The sequence below is a fragment of the Leptospira sanjuanensis genome, assembly GCF_022267325.1.
Lineage (GTDB): Bacteria > Spirochaetota > Leptospiria > Leptospirales > Leptospiraceae > Leptospira > Leptospira sanjuanensis.
Genome location: NZ_JAIZBG010000001.1, coordinates 2,754,629 through 2,773,174, shown reverse-complemented (window position 1 = coordinate 2,773,174; position 18,546 = coordinate 2,754,629). Strand labels below are relative to the sequence as shown.

The 18,546-nt window shown below is 46.0% G+C and carries 13 protein-coding genes; 10 read left to right on the top strand and 3 right to left on the bottom strand.

Annotated elements, in window-relative coordinates; genetic code table 11:
• Positions 1 to 2 precede the first annotated feature (2 nt).
• The 7 genes from LFX25_RS12495 (at position 3) to LFX25_RS12465 (ending at position 9,232) form a co-directional block, all read left to right on the top strand.
• A complete protein-coding gene (locus LFX25_RS12495) occupies positions 3 to 2,027 on the top strand; it encodes a RelA/SpoT family protein (protein ID WP_238730534.1) in 2,025 nt (674 codons plus the stop codon).
• 12 nt (positions 2,028 to 2,039) lie between these two features.
• Positions 2,040 to 3,848 (top strand): extracellular solute-binding protein, encoded by a 1,809-nt coding sequence (locus LFX25_RS12490; RefSeq protein WP_238730533.1) that lies wholly within the window; start codon positions 2,040 to 2,042, stop codon positions 3,846 to 3,848.
• Between the two features lie 10 nt (positions 3,849 to 3,858).
• Entirely contained in the window at positions 3,859 to 4,926 is a 1,068-nt protein-coding gene (locus tag LFX25_RS12485) for a hypothetical protein (RefSeq protein ID WP_118966336.1), read from the top strand.
• Between the two features lie 231 nt (positions 4,927 to 5,157).
• Positions 5,158 to 6,459 carry an adenylosuccinate lyase gene (gene purB / locus LFX25_RS12480; RefSeq protein ID WP_238730532.1) on the top strand — a complete coding sequence of 434 codons (1,302 nt, stop codon included), beginning with the start codon at positions 5,158 to 5,160 and terminating at the stop codon, positions 6,457 to 6,459.
• Positions 6,460 to 7,239 (top strand): Rossmann-fold NAD(P)-binding domain-containing protein, encoded by a 780-nt coding sequence (locus LFX25_RS12475; RefSeq protein WP_238730531.1) that lies wholly within the window; start codon positions 6,460 to 6,462, stop codon positions 7,237 to 7,239.
• Positions 7,232 to 8,332 carry an AraC family transcriptional regulator gene (locus tag LFX25_RS12470; RefSeq protein WP_238730530.1) on the top strand — a complete coding sequence of 367 codons (1,101 nt, stop codon included), beginning with the start codon at positions 7,232 to 7,234 and terminating at the stop codon, positions 8,330 to 8,332. The genes LFX25_RS12475 and LFX25_RS12470 overlap by 8 nt, the downstream gene beginning before the upstream one ends.
• Before the next feature lie 63 nt (positions 8,333 to 8,395).
• Complete coding sequence (locus LFX25_RS12465; protein WP_238730529.1) at positions 8,396 to 9,232, top strand: sterol desaturase family protein; 837 nt, start codon at positions 8,396 to 8,398, stop codon at positions 9,230 to 9,232.
• A gap of 52 nt (positions 9,233 to 9,284) precedes the next feature.
• Here the strand turns inward: LFX25_RS12465 and LFX25_RS12460 are convergent, their stop codons facing one another.
• From LFX25_RS12460 to LFX25_RS12450, 3 genes are all read right to left on the bottom strand, one after another.
• Complete coding sequence (locus LFX25_RS12460; RefSeq protein ID WP_238730528.1) at positions 9,285 to 11,306, bottom strand: PAS domain S-box protein; 2,022 nt, start codon at positions 11,304 to 11,306, stop codon at positions 9,285 to 9,287.
• Positions 11,307 to 11,415: 109 nt separating this feature from the next.
• Positions 11,416 to 13,305, bottom strand: a complete 1,890-nt coding sequence (locus LFX25_RS12455; protein WP_238730527.1) for a hypothetical protein — start codon at positions 13,303 to 13,305, stop codon at positions 11,416 to 11,418.
• Between the two features lie 28 nt (positions 13,306 to 13,333).
• Positions 13,334 to 14,329 carry a glycosyltransferase family 2 protein gene (locus tag LFX25_RS12450; RefSeq protein ID WP_238730526.1) on the bottom strand — a complete coding sequence of 332 codons (996 nt, stop codon included), beginning with the start codon at positions 14,327 to 14,329 and terminating at the stop codon, positions 13,334 to 13,336.
• A gap of 207 nt (positions 14,330 to 14,536) precedes the next feature.
• Between LFX25_RS12450 and LFX25_RS12445 the strand changes: the two genes are divergently transcribed.
• Genes LFX25_RS12445 through LFX25_RS12435 form a run of 3 tightly spaced genes read left to right on the top strand, consistent with a single transcriptional unit; the run spans position 14,537 to position 18,541 of the window.
• Complete coding sequence (locus LFX25_RS12445; protein WP_000695903.1) at positions 14,537 to 14,878, top strand: STAS domain-containing protein; 342 nt, start codon at positions 14,537 to 14,539, stop codon at positions 14,876 to 14,878.
• Positions 14,879 to 14,892: 14 nt separating this feature from the next.
• On the top strand, positions 14,893 to 17,907 hold the full coding sequence (locus LFX25_RS12440) for an LIC_11026 family protein (protein WP_238730525.1): 3,015 nt from the start codon (positions 14,893 to 14,895) through the stop codon (positions 17,905 to 17,907).
• 10 nt (positions 17,908 to 17,917) lie between these two features.
• Complete coding sequence (locus LFX25_RS12435; protein WP_238730524.1) at positions 17,918 to 18,541, top strand: DUF1318 domain-containing protein; 624 nt, start codon at positions 17,918 to 17,920, stop codon at positions 18,539 to 18,541.
• The last annotated feature ends 5 nt before the right edge of the window (positions 18,542 to 18,546 follow it).

Sequence of the window (18,546 nt, the reverse complement as noted above, 5' to 3'; positions counted from 1 at the left end):
TTATGGGATTTGTGAAAGCTCCTGCAACCAAAGATATGCTCCTGGAAGGGGTTCGCGAAACTCTCGGCGATAACGCCTACGAAGCGGTCCAAAAGGCGTATGACGTGTCCGAACATGCGCACCAAGGACAGTTCCGTCTTTCCGGCGAACCGTATATCGTTCATCCGCTTCAAGTCGGTTTTATCTTATTCGAACTCGGTTTGGATGAGAAGGTAATCTGCGCCGGACTTCTTCACGACGTAATCGAAGACACGGAATATTCCCGCGACGATATGATTCGCGATTTCGGAGAGGATATCACCGATCTCGTCGAGGGTGTAACGAAAATCTCCAAAATCAAGAGTCAATCCAAGGAAACCGAAGCGGCGGAGAATATCAGAAAGATCATCGTCGCGACGATCAAGGATATCCGCGTCATTCTTATCAAACTGGCGGACAAAACGCACAACATGCGGACTCTTTCCTTTCAACCTCCTGAAAAACAAAGAAGAATCGCTCAGGAGACGCTGTCCTTATACGCGCCGATCGCGGGTAGATTAGGAATTTATAAAATCAAATCGGAACTGGAAGACCTTGCGTTTCAGATTCTCAATCCGGAAGAATATCAGGAAGTTAAGAAGAACATCAACTCCAAAAAATCGGAGCGGGAAGGTTTTATCGAAACCCTCAAGATCATCCTTCTGCAAAGACTTTCCGAAATTCAGATCGAAGCCGACGTGGACGGTCGAGCCAAACACTTCTATTCGATTTATCGAAAGATGAAGCTGAAGGAAAAAACCTTCAACGAAATCTTCGATCTAAGGGCGATTCGGATCATCGCGAACGAAGTCAAAGACTGTTACGGTGTATTAGGAATCGTGCATACACTTTGGAATCCCGTGCCCGGACGTTTTAAGGATTATATCGCCACGCCGAAAACGAATATGTATCAATCGCTTCACACGACCGTGATCGGACCGGACGGGAAACCGCTTGAAGTTCAGATCCGCACGCGGGAGATGAACGACATCGCTGAATATGGAATCGCCGCGCACTGGATATATAAGGAGAGTAAACCTTCGGCTTCGGGTAAAAGCGTAAAACTGAAGTGGCTAGAACTTCTCAGTTCTTGGCAGGACTCTGCGCTTGATCCGAAAGAATTCGTAGAAGAACTGAAATACGATCTGCACGAGGACGAGGTATTCGTCTTCACACCGAAAGGCGAGATTCTCCAGTTACCAAAGGGCGCGACCATTCTCGACTTTGCGTTCCGAATTCACACCGATGTCGGTTTAAAAGCGAAAGGCGGAAGAATCAACGGAAGAATGCTTCCGCTTCGAACGGAAATCCGTTCCGGAGATCAGATCGAAATCATCACCGATAAAAGAACGAAACCTTCTCCGATATGGCTTCGTATCGTAAGAACTCCCTCCGCAAGACAAAAACTCCGTGCTTATTTCCGAAGACTCAGAGAAGAGACCAAAAAAGATCTGCAGCAAGAAGCGGAGTTTGCCGCCGAGATCACTCTGAATGCGGAGGTTCTCGAAGAACTTAAGAAAAAACCTTCCGCAAAACCGGCCAAACAAATCGATCTCGGCGCGGGCAAAGTCATCGTGGCCGGTCTTCGAGGAATTCCGGTTCGTCTTTCGGGTTGTTGTTCTCCTTTGCCCGGAGACGAGATCATCGGCTTTGTCACGCGGGGAAGGGGCGTGAGCATTCATAAAAAAGGCTGCGCGACCGCCAAACAGCAGGAACAGGAAGAATCCATGCGCGTCATCACGGTCGAATGGGATTACGGTCAAAGCGAATCCATTCCCGTGCTGGTCGAAGTGAAATCGAAGGATCGACAGGGAATCTTTATGGAAATCGTAAAGTCGATTTCCAATACGCAGACCAATATCCGAGAATCCAAGGCGACCACCGATCAACGGGGAAACTTGGTCGCGAGTTTCGAAGTGGACGTGGAACACTTGGATCAGCTCAAGGAGATTCTGAGTAATCTCAAACAAATACCGGACGTATATCAAGCCCATAGGATTAAGAATTAAAGAGGTAACTTCTTGAAGAAACTATCATATTCCGTTTTTTGCATATTTTTAATGTCGGCCGCTTTCGCCTTTGTCGGCTGCGGGGAAAAAGAAGAATCCGAAACTTCCGTGGTCGTGGAGACTCTTCCTTGGAAAGGGAATCCAGATTCGATTCCGGTCGCGCTGCGCGCTCACAATCCGATCGTTTCTCCCGATGCGAAAAAAGGCGGAACTTTTAGGATTTATAGTCATCAGTTTCCGAAATCTCTGAACTATTATTTGGATCAGTTTTCAACCACGGCCCATATCTTCGGGTTGATGTTCGAACCTCTTCTCGACTATCATCCGTTGACGCTCGAACCGATTCCGCATCTCGCTTCTTCCTGGAGGATTTCTCCCGATAAAAGGAAATTCACGTTCACCATCGACTCGAATGCGGTTTGGTCGGACGGTAAGCCGATCACAGCGAACGACGTCTTGTTCACGTACGAAACGTTGATGGATAAGAACAATAACACGGCGGTTTTTCGAATCGATCTTTCCCGTTTTGAAAAACCGGTCGTTCTGAATGAACGGGAAATCGAATTCACACAAAAGGAAATTCATTGGTCGAACTTCAATACGGTCGCAAATTCTCTCTACATTCTTCCCGCACATTATTACCAAGGCAGAAACTTCGATAAGGAGAATTTCGATTTTCCCGTAGTTTCCGGACCGTATTCGATGCTCTCCGCAAAGAAAGGTCGTTACGTGAAAATGCGCAGACGGGGCGATTACTGGATGCGGGCGTATCCGTTTTACAAAGGCGTCGATAACTTCGATACGATTCTTTTTAAAGTGTATAACGAGGAGCCGATCGCGTTTCAAGCATTCAAAAAAGGTGATATAGATATATATCCTACGTATACGGCTTCCTTTTGGGTCAAGGACGCGGTGGGGGAAAAATTCGACGAACGTTATATTCTCAAACAGAAAATCTACAACTCCAAGCCGATCGGATTTCAAGGTTTGGTCTTTAATATGAGACGGGAAATTTTTTCGGACGTGAGAGTTCGCAAGGCGTTCGCTCATCTCGTGGATCGAAAGCTACTCATCGAAAAACTTGCTTATAACGAATACGAACCCACGAACGCGTTCTATCAGGATTTGTGGCCCGCAAATTCTTCCCCGAATCCTCCGATCGAATTCGACGTTAAGAAAGCGCGTGAGCTGCTCGCGCAAGCCGGATGGAAAACGAACTCGAAGGGTATTCTGGAAAAGGACGGAAAGGAATTTCGCTTTAGCATATTAGAAAGAGATAAAAAAGCGGAAAAGTATCTTACCCTCATCCAGGAAAGAGCCAAAGAAGTCGGAATCGTCATCAGCTTGGAGGCGACGGACCTTGCGGAATGGAGTTCTCGCATGGATAAATACGACTTCGACATGACCTGGGCCGCTTGGGGAGGCGGAGTGTTCAAAGATCCGGAAGCGATGTGGTATTCCAAATACGCCGAAGAGAAAGGACAACCGAATCTTTCGGGTTTCAAAAACGCGGAAGTGGATAAGCTCGTGGAGCAACAAAGAACGGAGTTTAGCATTCCGAAACGAAACGAAATTCTAAAGAAAATCGACAAAATCTTAACCGCGGAAGTACCTTACGTTCTTTTATGGAACACTAGCGCGACAAGAATCATGTTTTGGAATCGATTCAAGTCTCCGAAAAATCCTCTCGGAAAATACGGAAGCGAAAAGGAAGCTTCTTCGCTTTGGTGGTTGGACGAGGCCCAGTCATCCAAATTGAACGAAGCGATCCTGAAAAAGGAAAAACTCCCTTCCGTACCGGAGAAAGTCTACTTTCAGTAGATTCAAAATTATGAATAAACGGAATCGACTCGGAGAATTAGGCGTCGTCATACGCGATTTTTTAAGTTCTCCTAAGATTCCCAACTTTATCGAGCTTCTGGAAAAGGGGCTCGATAAGGAACTTTTCTACGATCCCGAAAAAACAAAACCGGAAATTCCGATCGAGGATTTGCCGGTCGATTATCGCTTGCGCGAATCCGGCTTTGTCCGAAAAACATACGAGAAATTCTTTCCGGTTTCCCATCTGTTTCGCATAACGCATCGTTACGACCGCGAATACCTGGACAACTTTATGCCGCTTTCCGCCGAAAAATACATCGGTCGGGGTTCCTATAAGTTCGTTTATGCGCTTCCTTGGAATCAGGTCGTAAAGATCGGAAAGTCCAAACTTCCTTCCGACCCGATCTTCGGTTCCTTATACAAACACGTGAAAAAGAATCTGGATCGTTATCTCAAACCGGAAGAGATTCAACTCATGGATTTTTTGAAATCGAAAACATGGACGAGATCGGCAAAAGAGGACATCCACTTTAAGTTTGCACGTTTGGGTTTGGAGCGTTTGCATTACTGGAAATTAAAATCACTCATTCCGGATCTTGTGTTACCCACTCGTTATTTTATGGGTCTTAGAGCCAGAACGACTCCGTTCGGAATTCCGATCTTTACTCTGACTCCGTGCGACAATCAGAATCTGCTTCCCGGAAAACATTTAAAAGAATTCATCCGCTTGAACGAAAAGGTGAGGCAAAATCCGTTTCAGGACGCATTCTTTCCGAAATGGAAATTGAATTTCGATACGCATAAGTTCGGGGTCATCAGCCGTTCGAAACTGAAAAAGATCGCCTTGGATTTTCACCGCGTGATCGAAGTGACGAAATATCTCGCGGACGAAGAGAAGCTGATCTTCGATATCCATTCGGAAAACATCATCATCACCTTTCCCGATTTTTCACTGAAGATTTTCGATTATCACGTTTTTGACGAACACCTCTACGAACCGAGCAAGGAGAATCCTTCGCCGGAGATCGATCATATCAATACGATCCGGGAATTCGTCCGTTCTTTCGAACTCGGCTGAGTAAAAGTGGACGGAAGACCGTCCCGTTTTCGATCGCACGGCCGTCTATCGATTGCAATGTCGACCTTTTTTCCTCTTTCTTGGCCGGAGTTCCGTCCACTTTCCCCGTTCCACAGCGATTCACCAGGCCCGTACGGCAAAGGCGGTTTGTCGGTCCATTTTTCTTTTTACAGAAAGACCTTCCGTGGAAGAGTGGATTAGGATTCACATTCCAAAAAGGGACCGTTAGAAATGATCGATCGTTATTCCAATCCGGAAATTTCCAAAATCTGGGAATTAGAGAACAAGTTTGAAATTTGGAAAGAAATAGAAATTCTCGCGTGCGAGATCCGCATGAAACGCGGAGAAGTTCCTCCCGAGGATTTTCAGGAGATCAAATCGAAAGCGAAGTTTAACGTGGATGAAATTCTCGAAATCGAGAGCAAGGTTCATCACGATGTCATCGCGTTTTTAACGAACATGAACTCATACATCGGACCCGCGGGAAGACACGTTCACTACGGATTGACTTCCTCGGACATCGGCGACACGGCGCTTTGCGTTCAGATGGTTCAGGCGATGGATCTGATTCTGAAAAAAACGGACGCTTTGATCGCGGCGGTTCGTGAGAAAGCGATTCAATACAGGGACCTTCCCTGCATCGGAAGATCGCACGGAATCCACGCGGAACCGATGACGCTCGGACTCAAGTTCGCATTATTTTTTGAAGAATTAAACAGAAATAGAAAGAGAATGGCCGAGGCGCGCGACGAAATCGCGGTGGGTAAACTTTCCGGCGCGGTGGGCACGTATTCCAATATCGATCCCGAAATCGAATCTTACGTCTGCGAAAAGATGGGACTTCGAGTCGACCCGATCGCGACCCAAGTCGTTTCGAGGGACCGTCACGCGTTTTATCTTTCCGTTTTAGGGGTAACCGCTTCTTCTCTCGATCGTATGGCGACCGAGATCCGTCTTTTGCAAAAAACGGAAGGAAGAGAAGTGGAAGAACCTTTTTCCGCGGGACAGAAAGGCTCTTCCGCGATGCCTCACAAAAGGAATCCCGTGATCTGTGAAAGGATCTCCGGTCTTTCCAGAGTAATCCGCGCGAATGTAAACGTAGGTCTTCAGGACGTCGCTCTTTGGCACGAAAGGGATATTTCGCATTCTTCCGCGGAACGGGTCGTTCTGCCAGATTCCACGATCGGTCTGGAATATATTTTGGATAAGATGCTCTTTGTAATCAAAAATCTTCACGTATATCCCGATGCGATCGAAAGAACGTTAGGCGTAACACGCGGTTTGATTTTTTCCCAAAAGGTTCTTCTGGCGTTAATCGAAAAAGGGAAGATCGTACGCGAGGACGCATATCTGATCGTCCAGGAACACGCAATGGCGGTTTGGGCGAATCAATCCGAAACCTTAAAGACGAGACTGGAAAAAGACGTTCGGGTCAACAAGGTGCTCACGCAAAAGGACCTGGACGAAATCTTTAAGATCGAGCCGTATCTCGAAAAAGTGGGACTGATCTACAAGCGTTTGGGCCTGGAATAAATGCGGGTAGGGGTTTTCGGTTTAGGATATACGGGAACCCGCATCGCGGAGAAGTTGCGCTCCGCTGCCGGAATCGAACTCGAGACGTTTTCGGCGAATACCAAGGTTGCAGGAACGAGAATATTTGATTTTTCGAATGCTTCTTCCTTGCGCGAGTTTGAAGCGCGGTTTCCGGAAAAATCGATCGATCTATGTATCGTTACGTTTCCGATTCAAAAACTTTCCGATCGACGCGCTTTCCTGGATCTACTGGATTCCGTAATCGAACGGAGAATTCTTCTGGGAACAACAAGCATTTACGCAAGGGTTCCCGATATCATCGAAACGACTCCGCTGATTCCCGATCACGATCGATTTGCTGCGGAAGAGGAATGGCTTTCGCGCGGAGGAAAAATTCTCCGGTTGTGCGGAATCTACGGACCGGGCCGCAATCCCGCCGATTGGATTCGCAAGGGACTCGTGACCAAAAGTTCCAGACAACTCAATCTAATCCATGGAGACGATATCGCACAAACCGTTTCCCTTTTGATTTCCAAAATACAAACGGAAGGATGGGAGAAGATTCCGAAGATTCTCAATCTTTCGGACAATCAGTGGCACACTTGGAAAGAAATATTTTCCTTTTTGGAAGGACACGGCAAGATCGCCGAAGCTCCGATCCGAGAATCGGAAAGAGAGGATTGTTTTATCGACAGCGAACTGGTTTCGAATCTGCTTCCTGATTTACAAAGAAAAGACTTTTGGACAGAATTGGAAAATCTGGAAGGGATCAGTGATTAGCGAAATTACCAATATTCTCCATTTCTTTTCCATCGGCGGACTGATTTCCCTTTTGATCATTTTTCTTTCCCGTTATTGGTACGATCTTCGGGGAAGAATCGCGGTTTGTTTTATTCTTACGATCGTTTCGTATTTGATTCTCAACTTAGACGTTCACATTCAGATTCCCTTTCCCGTTCGTAACCTTCTCTTTCTCGTCGTGTTGGCTCTTCCGTTCTTTTATTGGCTCATCACCTTAGCGGCGTTCGACGATCATTTCGAGATCAAGACTTGGTTTTGGTTTTTGCTGATCGGCAAATTGATCCTATCCGCGGTCGCGACCTATCCCGAACTCGGGCAAATCTCGCTGCGAGGTCCGGTTGAATCCGAAAGAATCCTATCTCGAATTCTTTTACCATCCATATTCTCCCTCGGTTTCGTGTTGGCCGCGATCATACAAACGTATATAGGAAGAAAGGACGACCTCGTAGAATCAAGAAGAACCCTTCGCCAAATCCACATTCTCATTTCGGGAACGGTCATCGCGATCAACATCTTCTCGCATCTTTTTTTACGCGGAAAAGAATTATCCGAAATCCTGGATTTGTTAAACGGACTTCTTGCCTGGGGATTGATTCTTGCGTTTCAATTTTTGATGTTCGATTTGAAAGAAGGTCTGATTCAAAAACGGGAAGGAGCGGCCGAAGAGGAAAAAGCGCCCGCGGTCGATCCGGTCCTTCAAAAGAAGCTCATCGATGCGTTTGAAAAGGAAAAGATGTATCGTTTCGAAGGTTTGACGATTCGAAGTCTCGCCGAAGAACTTCAGGTTCACGAATACAAACTGAGAAGGCTCATCAACGGGAATTTAGGATTCCGCAATTTTAACGATTTTTTAAATCGATATAGAATCCAGGAAGCCTGCGAAATTCTACTCGATTCCGAAAAGGACGAGATCCCGGTGATTCGGATCGCGATGGATCTCGGATATCAATCCTTAGGGCCTTTCAATAGAGCCTTTAAGGAACTGACTTCTTTGACGCCCACCGAATATCGAAAAAACCGGGCCGAACCGAAAATAAACCTGAACGATTTTGAAAAGAGCAAGCTTAAATAGATCTTTGCGTTCATAATGAGATCGAATCCGCGAGTCGAATCGTACGGATGCGGAGGTTAAAGAATGGAAGAATTGCTTTCGAAGGTGGGTTACTCCGGTTTTTTCGGAATCGTCTGGGGAACCTTGTTGGTCCGTTATTTGCTCTTTGCGGGAACCGCTTTTTTGATTGTCTGGATTTTTTTGGGTAAACGTCTTTCCCATAAACTCATTCAAGGAAAAACTCCGGAGCGGGAAAGAATCCTTCACGAAGTCAAATATTCCCTTCTTACTTTTTTTGTCTTTGCGTTGTCAGGAGTGTATACGGCTTGGGCCCAAGTGAACGGATATAACCTGATTTACGATAAGGTTTCCGATTACGGAACGGTATATTTGATTTTCAGCATATTCGCGTTGATCGTTCTGCACGATACTTATTTTTACTGGACGCATCGTCTGATGCACAACAAACTTCTGTTCAAACACGTTCATCTCGTGCATCATAAATCCACGAATCCTTCCCCTTGGGCCGCGTTTTCCTTTCATCCTCTGGAAGCGGTGATCGAATCGGGGATTATTCCTCTAGCGGCGATGATTCTACCTTTGCACCAAGGAGCGATGATCGTATTTTTTATCTATATGACTTCTTTGAACGTCCTGGGACATTTGTCCTTTGAACTCTTTCCTTCCTGGTTTTTAAGAAGCAAGTTTACGAACTGGCACAATACGACCACGCACCACAACATGCATCATAAATACTTCAATTGCAATTATTCCCTGTATTTCAACTTTTGGGATAAGATCATGGGAACCAATCACGAACAATACCGAAACACGTTCGAAGAAGTCGCGTCGAGGGTCCCCGGAAAACGGGAGGACCGAATCTTAGAGAAAGTAGATTCCGCGGACACGGCGCCGGCGTAAACTTTCGATTTCGTTTAACATTTCCGGGAAGTGGGCTTAATCGGATGTCCGTTTATTTTTGGTTCGGCGGAAAGGTGACGATCGTCGTGAATCCTTCGGAGGTCTTCGATTCTTCCAGAGTTCCTTTGAGTTGATACGTAAGAAGTTGAACGAGTTCCGTCCCTAATGAATCCTTTTTCGGTTGGGAATTAGGAAACTTTCCGGGACCGTTGTCGCTCACTTCGAGACGGGAATAACCGCGTTCATCCGATTTAAAACTTACCGTGAGTTTTTTCAGTCCGCGGATTTTCGGGAAAGCGTGCTTCATCGAGTTTGTGATGAGCTCGTTCAAGATCAATCCGAGCGGAATCAAAATCGATTGATTGAGAACGATGGAATCGCAGTAAACGATCGTCTGTAATTCTCCCTCGTCGTATCCGAAAAAACGCATCAGATTCGAGATTAGCTTTCGGATGTAATCGGGAAGGAAGGTCTGGCTCTCCACGCTTTTCGAATATAACGTTTCGTGAATCATCGCCATCGACGCGATTCGGTTTTGACTGTCCTCCAAAACCTTGCGTGCGTTCGGATCGGCGGAATACTCCGATTGTAATCCGATGAGGCTCGATAAAACCTGCATGTAATTTTTGACCCGGTGATGGATTTCGCGTAATAAAAGTTCCTTTTCCTTGAGCGAATTGCTGATCAACTCCTCGGCTTGTTTCGGAAGAGAATAATCGATGATCACGCCCTCCAATCCTTGCAATTGTCCGTCGGGCGAAAAAACTCCGATGCCTTGTTCGAAACACCATTGGATCTTACCGTCTTTTTTTCGGATTCGATAGGTGATTTGATAGGGTGTTTTCGATTCGACCGAATGAAGAACCCCCGATTCGACCTCGGCTCGGTCTTCTTCCAAGATAATATCACCGAAATCTAATGTTTTCTTCCCGACGAATTCCTCCGGAGAATATCCCGTAAGCTGAAGGCAGCCTTCGCTGATGTAATCCATCGTCCATCGAGGAGGATCGTTTTTACACCGATATACGATTCCGGAAATATTGCTGATGATCGTCGAAATCTGTCTTTCGCTTTCCCTTAGTTTCTGCTCCACTAACTTGAGAGAAGTGATGTCCACGATCATTGCGAGGGCGCCGTCGTAATTTCCATGATCGTCGTAAAGGGGATTGGCGGATGCGATCGCGTATTTCTGTTCTCCTTTATGATTGACGAAGTTGTATTCGGAAACTTCGGCGATTCCTTTCTTTCGCGCTTCGAGCCGATCCGCTACTGCTTGTTTTCGATCTTCTTCCACGAGATCCAAGATGTTTCGACCGAGCATCGTTTCCGGCGCTATGCCGTAGAGTTCGCCGATTTTATTGTTCGCGAAGGTCGTGTTTCCGTCTTTGTCCAGGATCCAAATCCCTTCTTGAGAAGTGTCTATGATCTTTTTGTAAAGTGAATCCAATCTGTTTTCGGATTCCTTCGACCATTCGAAATAAACGATTAAGATCGAAAGCGCACTCGTCATCCGAAAAAGTCCCCCGAGAAAAAAGCCGACGATCGCGAATTCTTCGATCGGTCTTAAAAAGGGATAATCCAGAATGTGAATTCCCCAGAGAATAAAACTCCATCCGCCGATCCTTCCTCCCTTATATCGCGTGGAAGGAAGTTTTAAAAGAATGATCCCCGAATAAATGTGCGCACCTCCGACCAGAAAATAAATCGGGGCCGATGCGAGATCGGAACCTTGGAAATAAATTTCTTCCAGAACGGCCCAAAGGACGCCGATCAAAAGGGATACATAGATCCATTTTGGAAATTCCCTTTTTGTAAAGAGAAACGCGCCCGCGATCAGAAAGAACCCTCTCGTAACGTCGGCCGTATGCGTAAGAATTGAAACCCATTCGATCGGTCCCAGAAGCGCTCTCGAAAAATTCCCTAGGAGAAACACGAGCTGGAAAAACCAAGAAAGAAGCCAAAAGAGAAGGAATTGATGTCTTTCGGACCAATATAGAAATAAATAGACAAGATTGAGGATAACGACCGTCGTTAAGGAAAAAAGAATGGAAGGAAAGATCCACGACGATTGCATAACGGCTTAAAACTGAAGTCAGGTTATACCGGACTTCAGCTTTCGTGCAATTCATTTTCTTTTCGAAACGATCCCGTTCTTTCGGCCGTTCAGAATTATAAATTGAAACCTAGTGAATCGAGTATTCTCGGAGGCAATAATTTCCGGAAGGATGTTTGTACTCTTTTTTGAGAGTCGTGCTTTTGCCTACTGCGGCGGCGCGAATCGCAAACTTATCCATCAATTCCTTTTGTCCGCAAGTAGGCGCGATGACAAGCGCCGCGGAGAATTCTTCCCAAGACTTCCACTTGTGCCTGGAATCGTTTCTATATTTTCCTTTCGAGAAGGTTTTCATCCTCATCAGAAGATCGATTTCCGAAGCGATCAATCTTCCTTTCTTATCGAAGTTGAAATCCTCGTGAAAACCGTTGAACACGATGTATTTTCCTTCCGGGGAAATCTTCGCCGTTAAGTCGCGGGCCGGTTGAAAGAGATCCGCCTGAAATCCTTTCAGGCAGAAATACTGAACCTTCTCAAAGCTGGCTCGCAAGAGGCCGCCTTCCCGCACATAAAGACTTCCGCTCCAAACGAACAAGACCATTCCAAATCCGGCCGCGGCGTACGAAATTTGTTTGGACTTGTCTTCGATAAAGCGAAAGATCCAAAGCGCGAAGACGGTGAACAGCGCTGGCAGAGGAGGAAATACGTGTCTGAGTTGTTTGTTCCCCGTGGTCGCATCGATGATGATATATTGCAAAAATAGAATACACGTTACCGCGACCAAAGGATCGCGCAACGTCTGCGCTGCCGAGGCAAGGACGCCCTTCTTGCCTTCCCGAATTCTCGATTTAAAAAACCAAAGAATGAGCGCGATCACTCCGAAGAAAAAGACGCGGAAGATCCAAGGTTCTTGGAATACGTGACTGACGGGGCTCGTAGCAGTAGGGGAAGAAAACAACGCGAAGATGAAACTCTTCACGTATTCGTTTACGATCATCTGCGCGTTGATCAAACTCATGACGCGGTCGGGATTGGCGAAGATCCAAGCGAGAGAAGGCGCGATTGCGTAGACGTATAAAACACGGATAGAGGAAGGGGCGATTTGTTTCCACTTCTCCCTTTGCGAAAATAAGAATACGTTGAAATCGATGAACAACAAAACGGTGCAATAGTAGATGATGAGTTTGAACTGCCTCTGATCCAGATTCAGATTTGTCAAGACGCGCAACGTGGGAAGCGATAAAACCAGCAAAACTACGAGAATGACGAAAATTCTCCGTAAACCTTTGTATCTCTGCGTCAAAGAAAACTTTAGAATTTCGGAATATTCTTTCGGCTTCGAAGCGACCTCGTAGAGAAAAATCGCGATAAAAAGAAGAAGTCCATACGGGTATTTCGTGAAAAACAAACCGAATAAGGAAAGAAAAACGGACAATTCCATTCTATCCTTTTTGGCGAACTCGGAAAGAAAGACGTTCTCTTCCGTATGGAAATAAATCTTATAAAGAGTATAATACGTCCATAAAAGAAAAAACATTCCCTGCGTTTCGAGCATCGAAGAAAGGCTATAGGAAGGGGCTTCGGTCGTATGCAACGTCAAAGCGAGCGTAAGAATCGCGGTCAGACCGGCTTTTAAAAACGAACCCGTGATTTGATAAACGACATAGAGAATCGTGGGAAAACAAAGAACGTAAAATACGAGACCGAGAAAGGAATCCTTCCAAGTGATCGGCATATCTCCCGGAGTCAAAAGAAGAATCAACGAAAGAAGGGAGCGTAACGGAGGCCAAGTGGGTGATTCTAAAAACGGAAAAAAGGCCCTCCACAATTTGAAATCCCGAAAATCCTGGTACTGATCCAGAACGACGTTGAGACGGATGTTTTCATCCCAGGTCAAAAGATCTTTGAGAGTGCAGGTGCGGATAAAAATTTCCCAGTTGCGGAAACCCATATAAAACGCGAGTCCGAGGGAAACGACACAGAGGAGGATGCCCAGGATCTTGAATTTATCTTGTTTCATATTCTTCTCCGGAGCGAACTCCTGCGTTTTAGGATTTCTTTCGGATCGATTTCCGATTCGGGGAAACGTTGGAATACACGTTTTCGATCACGTACAAGGGTCTGTTTTTCGATTCGTCGTTGACCCTACTTAAGTATTCTCCGATCATCCCGAGCGCCAAAAGTTGGGTTCCGCCTAAGATGAGTACGACGATCATCATGGAACTCCAGCCTGTGATCGTTTCCGCGGTGAAAATTCGCAGATAGATGACGAATAACGCGTAGAGGCCTCCGCCGAACGCCGTGAAAAAGCCGAGATACGAAGCGAGTTTGAGAGGAGCCGAGGAAAAGGAAGTGATTCCGTCTAACGCGAACTTGAGCATCTTTCCTACGGAGAATTTCGTGACTCCTTCGAAACGTTCCTCTCTTTCGTATTCGAGTCCGGTTTGTTTGAAACCGATCCAGGAAATCAAACCGCGGATATAACGGTGTTGTTCCCGCATCGTGCAGAGAACGTTCGTCACTCTTCGGCTCATGATTCTAAAATCTCCCGTGTCGATCGGAATGTCGAACCGAGTGATCTTCTTTAGAATTCTATAAAATACATGGGCCGTAAAAAGTTTGAACCAGGATTCACCCGGTCTTTTTTTCCGTTTCGCATAGACTACGTCATACCCTTCCTGCAGTTTTCCGTAGAGATCGCTCACGAATTCTGGCGGATCCTGCAGATCTCCGTCCATGACGACGACAGCGTCGCCGAGCGCCGTGTCGATTCCGGCGGTGATCGCGGTTTGATGTCCGTAATTTCTGGAAAGGTTTACGAGTTTATAACCGTTCGTCGCTCCGCAGAATTTTTTCAATACATCGAAGCTTCCGTCTCTCGAACCGTCGTTTACGAAAAGAATTTCAAGATCGTCCTTTTTAAAGGAATGTTCGGAGGCTAAGAGATTTTGAAGAACGCCCAACCTTCTCGTGAGTTCGGGAATGGTTTTTTCTTCGTTGTAGATGGGAATGATTACGGAAAGGAGAGGAGGTCTTTCGGCCATAAGAGTTACCCGTAAGAATCGTAGGAGTCGGCTTTTTGTCCAGAATTATTCCCTTGAACGTAAGAGACGATCGTTTGCTACAAGAGAGGAACTTTCCGTTTTATGAGACTAGTTTTTACCCTGATTTTTAGTGCTCTGCTTAAAAATTCTCTTTACAAATTGCCAGGAAATTAAACTATACTTGCATCCAATATCCAAGTCAGGGTTATGAAAATCAAAGTCACCACTAAAAACGACGTCCACATCATCAAGATTGAAGGGCCGATAAAAGCGGGAAATGAGTTCGAGTTAGGTCAGAAAATCGAAGAGTACATTTCCAAAGGTGACGTTCCGAAATTTATCATCGATTTAAAAAAAGTTCCCTTTATTAACTCCGCCGGGCTCGGTATGTTTTTGAATATTTACAAACACATCGACGGCTTAAAAGGAAGAATGGTTTTTACGAACTTGAATTCCGATATCGAGAACTTAATGGAGATTACAAAACTCGCCAGCATCTTTGAAATCTATAAGACTCTGGAAGAGGCTCTTGAATCTTTCGAATACTGATCCGTTCAGAAGTCGTGGAAACTTTCAAACGTCATTTCCAAAAGCATAGACGTCTTTATTTTTCTCTTCTTAGTCTATTATTTATTTACAAACTGGTTTTCAATCGATTCACGGGGCAGTGGATTCTTTCCAAGGCTCTCGAAGGATCGATTCGAGGAAGCGCGAGTTTTACCGTCACGAAGTTCTCCCTTTTGTACGGAATCGCACTTGAAAATCTTCTTTTAAAATCGGACGCGGCCTTCGAGGAACGACCGGTTCTCTCCGCAAAAGAAATCGAACTCTCTTACAATCTGCCCTGGGTCTTTTTCGGAAGAGCCAAACTTTCGCGGGTCGCGGTCGTAGGATTGCAGATCGATCTCTTACAAAAAAAGGGAGAATGGAATATCGCGAAGTTATTCGCTTCTTCCTCGCCTGCGCCTCCGCAAAAGGAAGAACCTTCCTCTCCCTTGGAAGAAATTTCGACCTACATTCCCGTCAGCGCGTATCTGGGTCTCGAACTCAAGGACATCTTCGTTCACGTTTCCTCGGAGTCGGGAGCTTCCTCGTATAAGGCGGGGATCGACGGATTCAATCTCGGATTGGAATTGGATACGGTTCGTTTTCGAAAGATTCCTTTGAACGTTCGGATTTTACAGTTAGTCGACTCAGTTCGCTTTAAAATGAATCCCGAAAAAACGGTGCGCGTTTATTTCGAAGACAGTTCGAAGTCTTTGGATCAGCCCTTCCGTCTCGGTCTTGAATTGTCCCGAGACGATTCCATTCCCGGAGGGATGCTCGTTTCGAAAGCGGACATCGGTTCCGATTCGGTTCCGATCCGGGTTCGCAATCAACTTCTTGCGCCGTTCGGTTTCGGACTCAAATACGAAATCGGTTATTTAGAAAAAGAGGATAAACTAAAGTTAGACGCTCTCGAACTCAAAGTCAATCAGGACGTTTGGTTGTCCGGAGCGGGAGAAATCGCGGGAGTTTCCTCCAAGGAACGAAACGTTCAGTTCTCGATTTCCAAATCATCGATTCGTCTAAAACCGCTTTCCGATTTTTTATCCACGATTCCCGGAGTTCCCAAGATGCAGTTGGACGGAGAATTGCGTCTGGCTCCGATCACGATTTCCGGAAAAGACACACGTTTGAAAGTTTCGGCCGATCTTTCCGCAAAGGATTTGTTTGTATCGATCGGCGGAAAAAATCATAGGATTCCCGAACTCAAAATTTTGGCCGATTCCATTCTTCATCCGCTTACGGAAGATTCACCTAACGCCGGTAAGCCGCTTCCCATTTTGGAGAATCTCGAACTCAAACAGTTTCTCGTGACTTACAACGGAATCGGGCTTGCCGCTACGGGAAGTATCACGCGCGGTTCAGAGGTCGATTTGGATCTTGCGGTTCAGAACCTCAATCTGACCGATTACGCGAAAACGCTGAACGGAATTCTCGGATTGCAGATGAAGATCGGCGGAACATTCCATTCTTTGAATGTGAATGGAGCCGTTCAACTTGCGGGGTTTCGGTTTCCGATGGGAAGAGGAAAGTCCGCTCCGATTCCGGTGAATCTGGATTTAAAATCCCGGATTCAATTCGGAAAACCTTTCGTGCCCGACGTCGTCCGTCTGGATTCTTTATCGCTGATCGCGAAAGGGACCGAAGAAAAGGAATCGCTTTCGATTTCAACTCTGGGAAACGTATTTTTGACGAAGGGTTTTCGGATGAATCTCGCTTCCCTCGTTTTAAAAACGGAACTGGATCGTTTGACGCCGACCTTGCCCCTTTCTCTTCGCGAAAGTCTTGTGCCGGTTCGGAACAATCTCGGAAATAAAATCACTCTTACGGGCGCGGTCGATTATTCCATCGTTGACGGAGCGCAGTCGATCTTCGGGAAACTTCTTTTTGACTTACCGGGGATCCAGGTCCGCGATCTCAAGACCGATTTGGACGTAAAGATCGCCAAGGATTCCTCCATCGCGCTGCAGAAGTTCGATCTTACCGCGTTCGAGTCCAAGTTCAGGATGGAAGTCGCGGGAAATCTACGCGCCGCTTCCAAAAACGAAGAGGGAGTTTTCGGAAATCTAATCCCCGATCTGAAAGGAAGCATCGTTTTAAAATCCGAAAAGATCGCCTATCTATTTAAGGGAATCAATTTCGAAGGTTTGTTTGCGATTCAGTTTCGTCTGAAAAATTCCATCGCGAACGGAAGTCTTCTTTCCAAAAACTCTAACTTCGGTTATGCGAACGCGTTTTGTCCGGGAGAGGAATGCAAACTCTATCGGATCGAAGGTTTGAACGCCGAGTTTCCTTTCGTTCACGATCTTTCTTTGAAGACTACGCAGAATCTTATCGAAGGGAATAAGGAAAAGTTCATCAAAACCTACGGAAGAATTCCGGTTCCGAATCTCACGATCAAACAGATCGTCGGCACGCATCCTTCGATCAGCGGAATTCCGTTCGACTACGTGAAACCGAAAAACGGCCAACCGGGTTTGTCGGCGCGCATAGACTACTCGGAGAACTTTCTTAAATTAGAATATTTGAAAGTGTTTACTCTCGACGGTTTGGTGAACGGAAAGGATATTCTCGTAAACGTAGGGGAAGGAAAACCCGAAAAGATGGAGTTTAGTGCGGTCGTTCAAATCAAGGACATCGATCTCAAACAACTTCTTCCCCCGAAAAGCAGATCCAAAATCGACGACGGTAAGATCAAGGCCGACCTCAACGTTTCGGGGAGAAATCTCGCGGATCCGATTCCGAACATCAATTTGTTCTTCAGCGTCTTTCAAATCGGTCAGGACTTCGCAAAAAGCGCGGTGAACATTTTCACCCCTTCGAACGTTTTCACGGATTTTATTTACAACAGCTACGCCGTGGATAAGATCGAAGTCGAGTTATCCAAGGGGCTCGTCTACGCGGTCATTCAGTTTAAACGTTCCATTTTAAATACGATCATCAATTTGGAAAACAGTCAGATATCCCAACAGAGAATGCCTCTCGCGAACTTTCTCAAAAGAGCGAGATCCGAAATCGATACGTATCAGTAAGGAGACCAGGATGAAACCCTCGATTCTCAATCAAAAAAATCTAATATTCTTATCCTTTGTTTCGACCGCTTTTTTTTCGGGTTGTATCATCAAATCCCCGTTGATCACCTTCACACAGACGCAGACTTCCTCCGAAAAACAGATGATCGGAGAGGATCGGATTCTGGAAAAGGACGGATGGCTCATCTCCTCGATTAAGACCTCTTCGGCGGGTTCCGAAATTTGGAAAAAGGATTTTTCCGGAGACAATTACGCGGGAGGAGATAAGAATATTCTAATGTCCTTAAGGGCTCTAGCCTATCTTGCGCCCGAGATCAAAACTTGGAAAGAAGAGGGTTTTTTAGCGGAAGGTCTGGACGGTAAGCTGAGAATCAATCCGGCTTCTTCCGAAGCGGGTATCAAGAACGAACTTTCCAAAAAGGAAGTGAAATCAAGAATCGATTCCTTGATCGCGCTTGCAAACGATCACAGAAACAAGGTCGTATCTTCTCGCGCGGGCGGAGAACGGAAAAGCGCCGGGTCAAAAGAAAGCCCCGAGCAACTCAAAACGCATCTCGAACAAACCTGGTATCGTCTTGTGGAAAAGGGGGAATTCTACGAAAAAACTCCCGGCAAATGGGTGCGGAAGGAATAGTTCCC

Excerpts from the sequence above, each read along its gene's own strand:
- purB (WP_238730532.1), top strand. The coding sequence starts at position 5,158 with ATGATCGATCGTTATTCCAATCCGGAAATTTCCAAAATCTGGGAATTA.
- LFX25_RS12475 (WP_238730531.1), top strand. The coding sequence starts at position 6,460 with ATGCGGGTAGGGGTTTTCGGTTTAGGATATACGGGAACCCGCATCGCG.
- LFX25_RS12460 (WP_238730528.1), bottom strand. The coding sequence starts at position 11,306 with ATGCAATCGTCGTGGATCTTTCCTTCCATTCTTTTTTCCTTAACGACG.
- LFX25_RS12495 (WP_238730534.1), top strand. The coding sequence starts at position 3 with ATGGGATTTGTGAAAGCTCCTGCAACCAAAGATATGCTCCTGGAAGGG.
- LFX25_RS12485 (WP_118966336.1), top strand. The coding sequence starts at position 3,859 with ATGAATAAACGGAATCGACTCGGAGAATTAGGCGTCGTCATACGCGAT.
- LFX25_RS12455 (WP_238730527.1), bottom strand. The coding sequence starts at position 13,305 with ATGAAACAAGATAAATTCAAGATCCTGGGCATCCTCCTCTGTGTCGTT.
- LFX25_RS12445 (WP_000695903.1), top strand. The coding sequence starts at position 14,537 with ATGAAAATCAAAGTCACCACTAAAAACGACGTCCACATCATCAAGATT.
- LFX25_RS12450 (WP_238730526.1), bottom strand. The coding sequence starts at position 14,329 with ATGGCCGAAAGACCTCCTCTCCTTTCCGTAATCATTCCCATCTACAAC.
- LFX25_RS12465 (WP_238730529.1), top strand. The coding sequence starts at position 8,396 with ATGGAAGAATTGCTTTCGAAGGTGGGTTACTCCGGTTTTTTCGGAATC.
- LFX25_RS12435 (WP_238730524.1), top strand. The coding sequence starts at position 17,918 with ATGAAACCCTCGATTCTCAATCAAAAAAATCTAATATTCTTATCCTTT.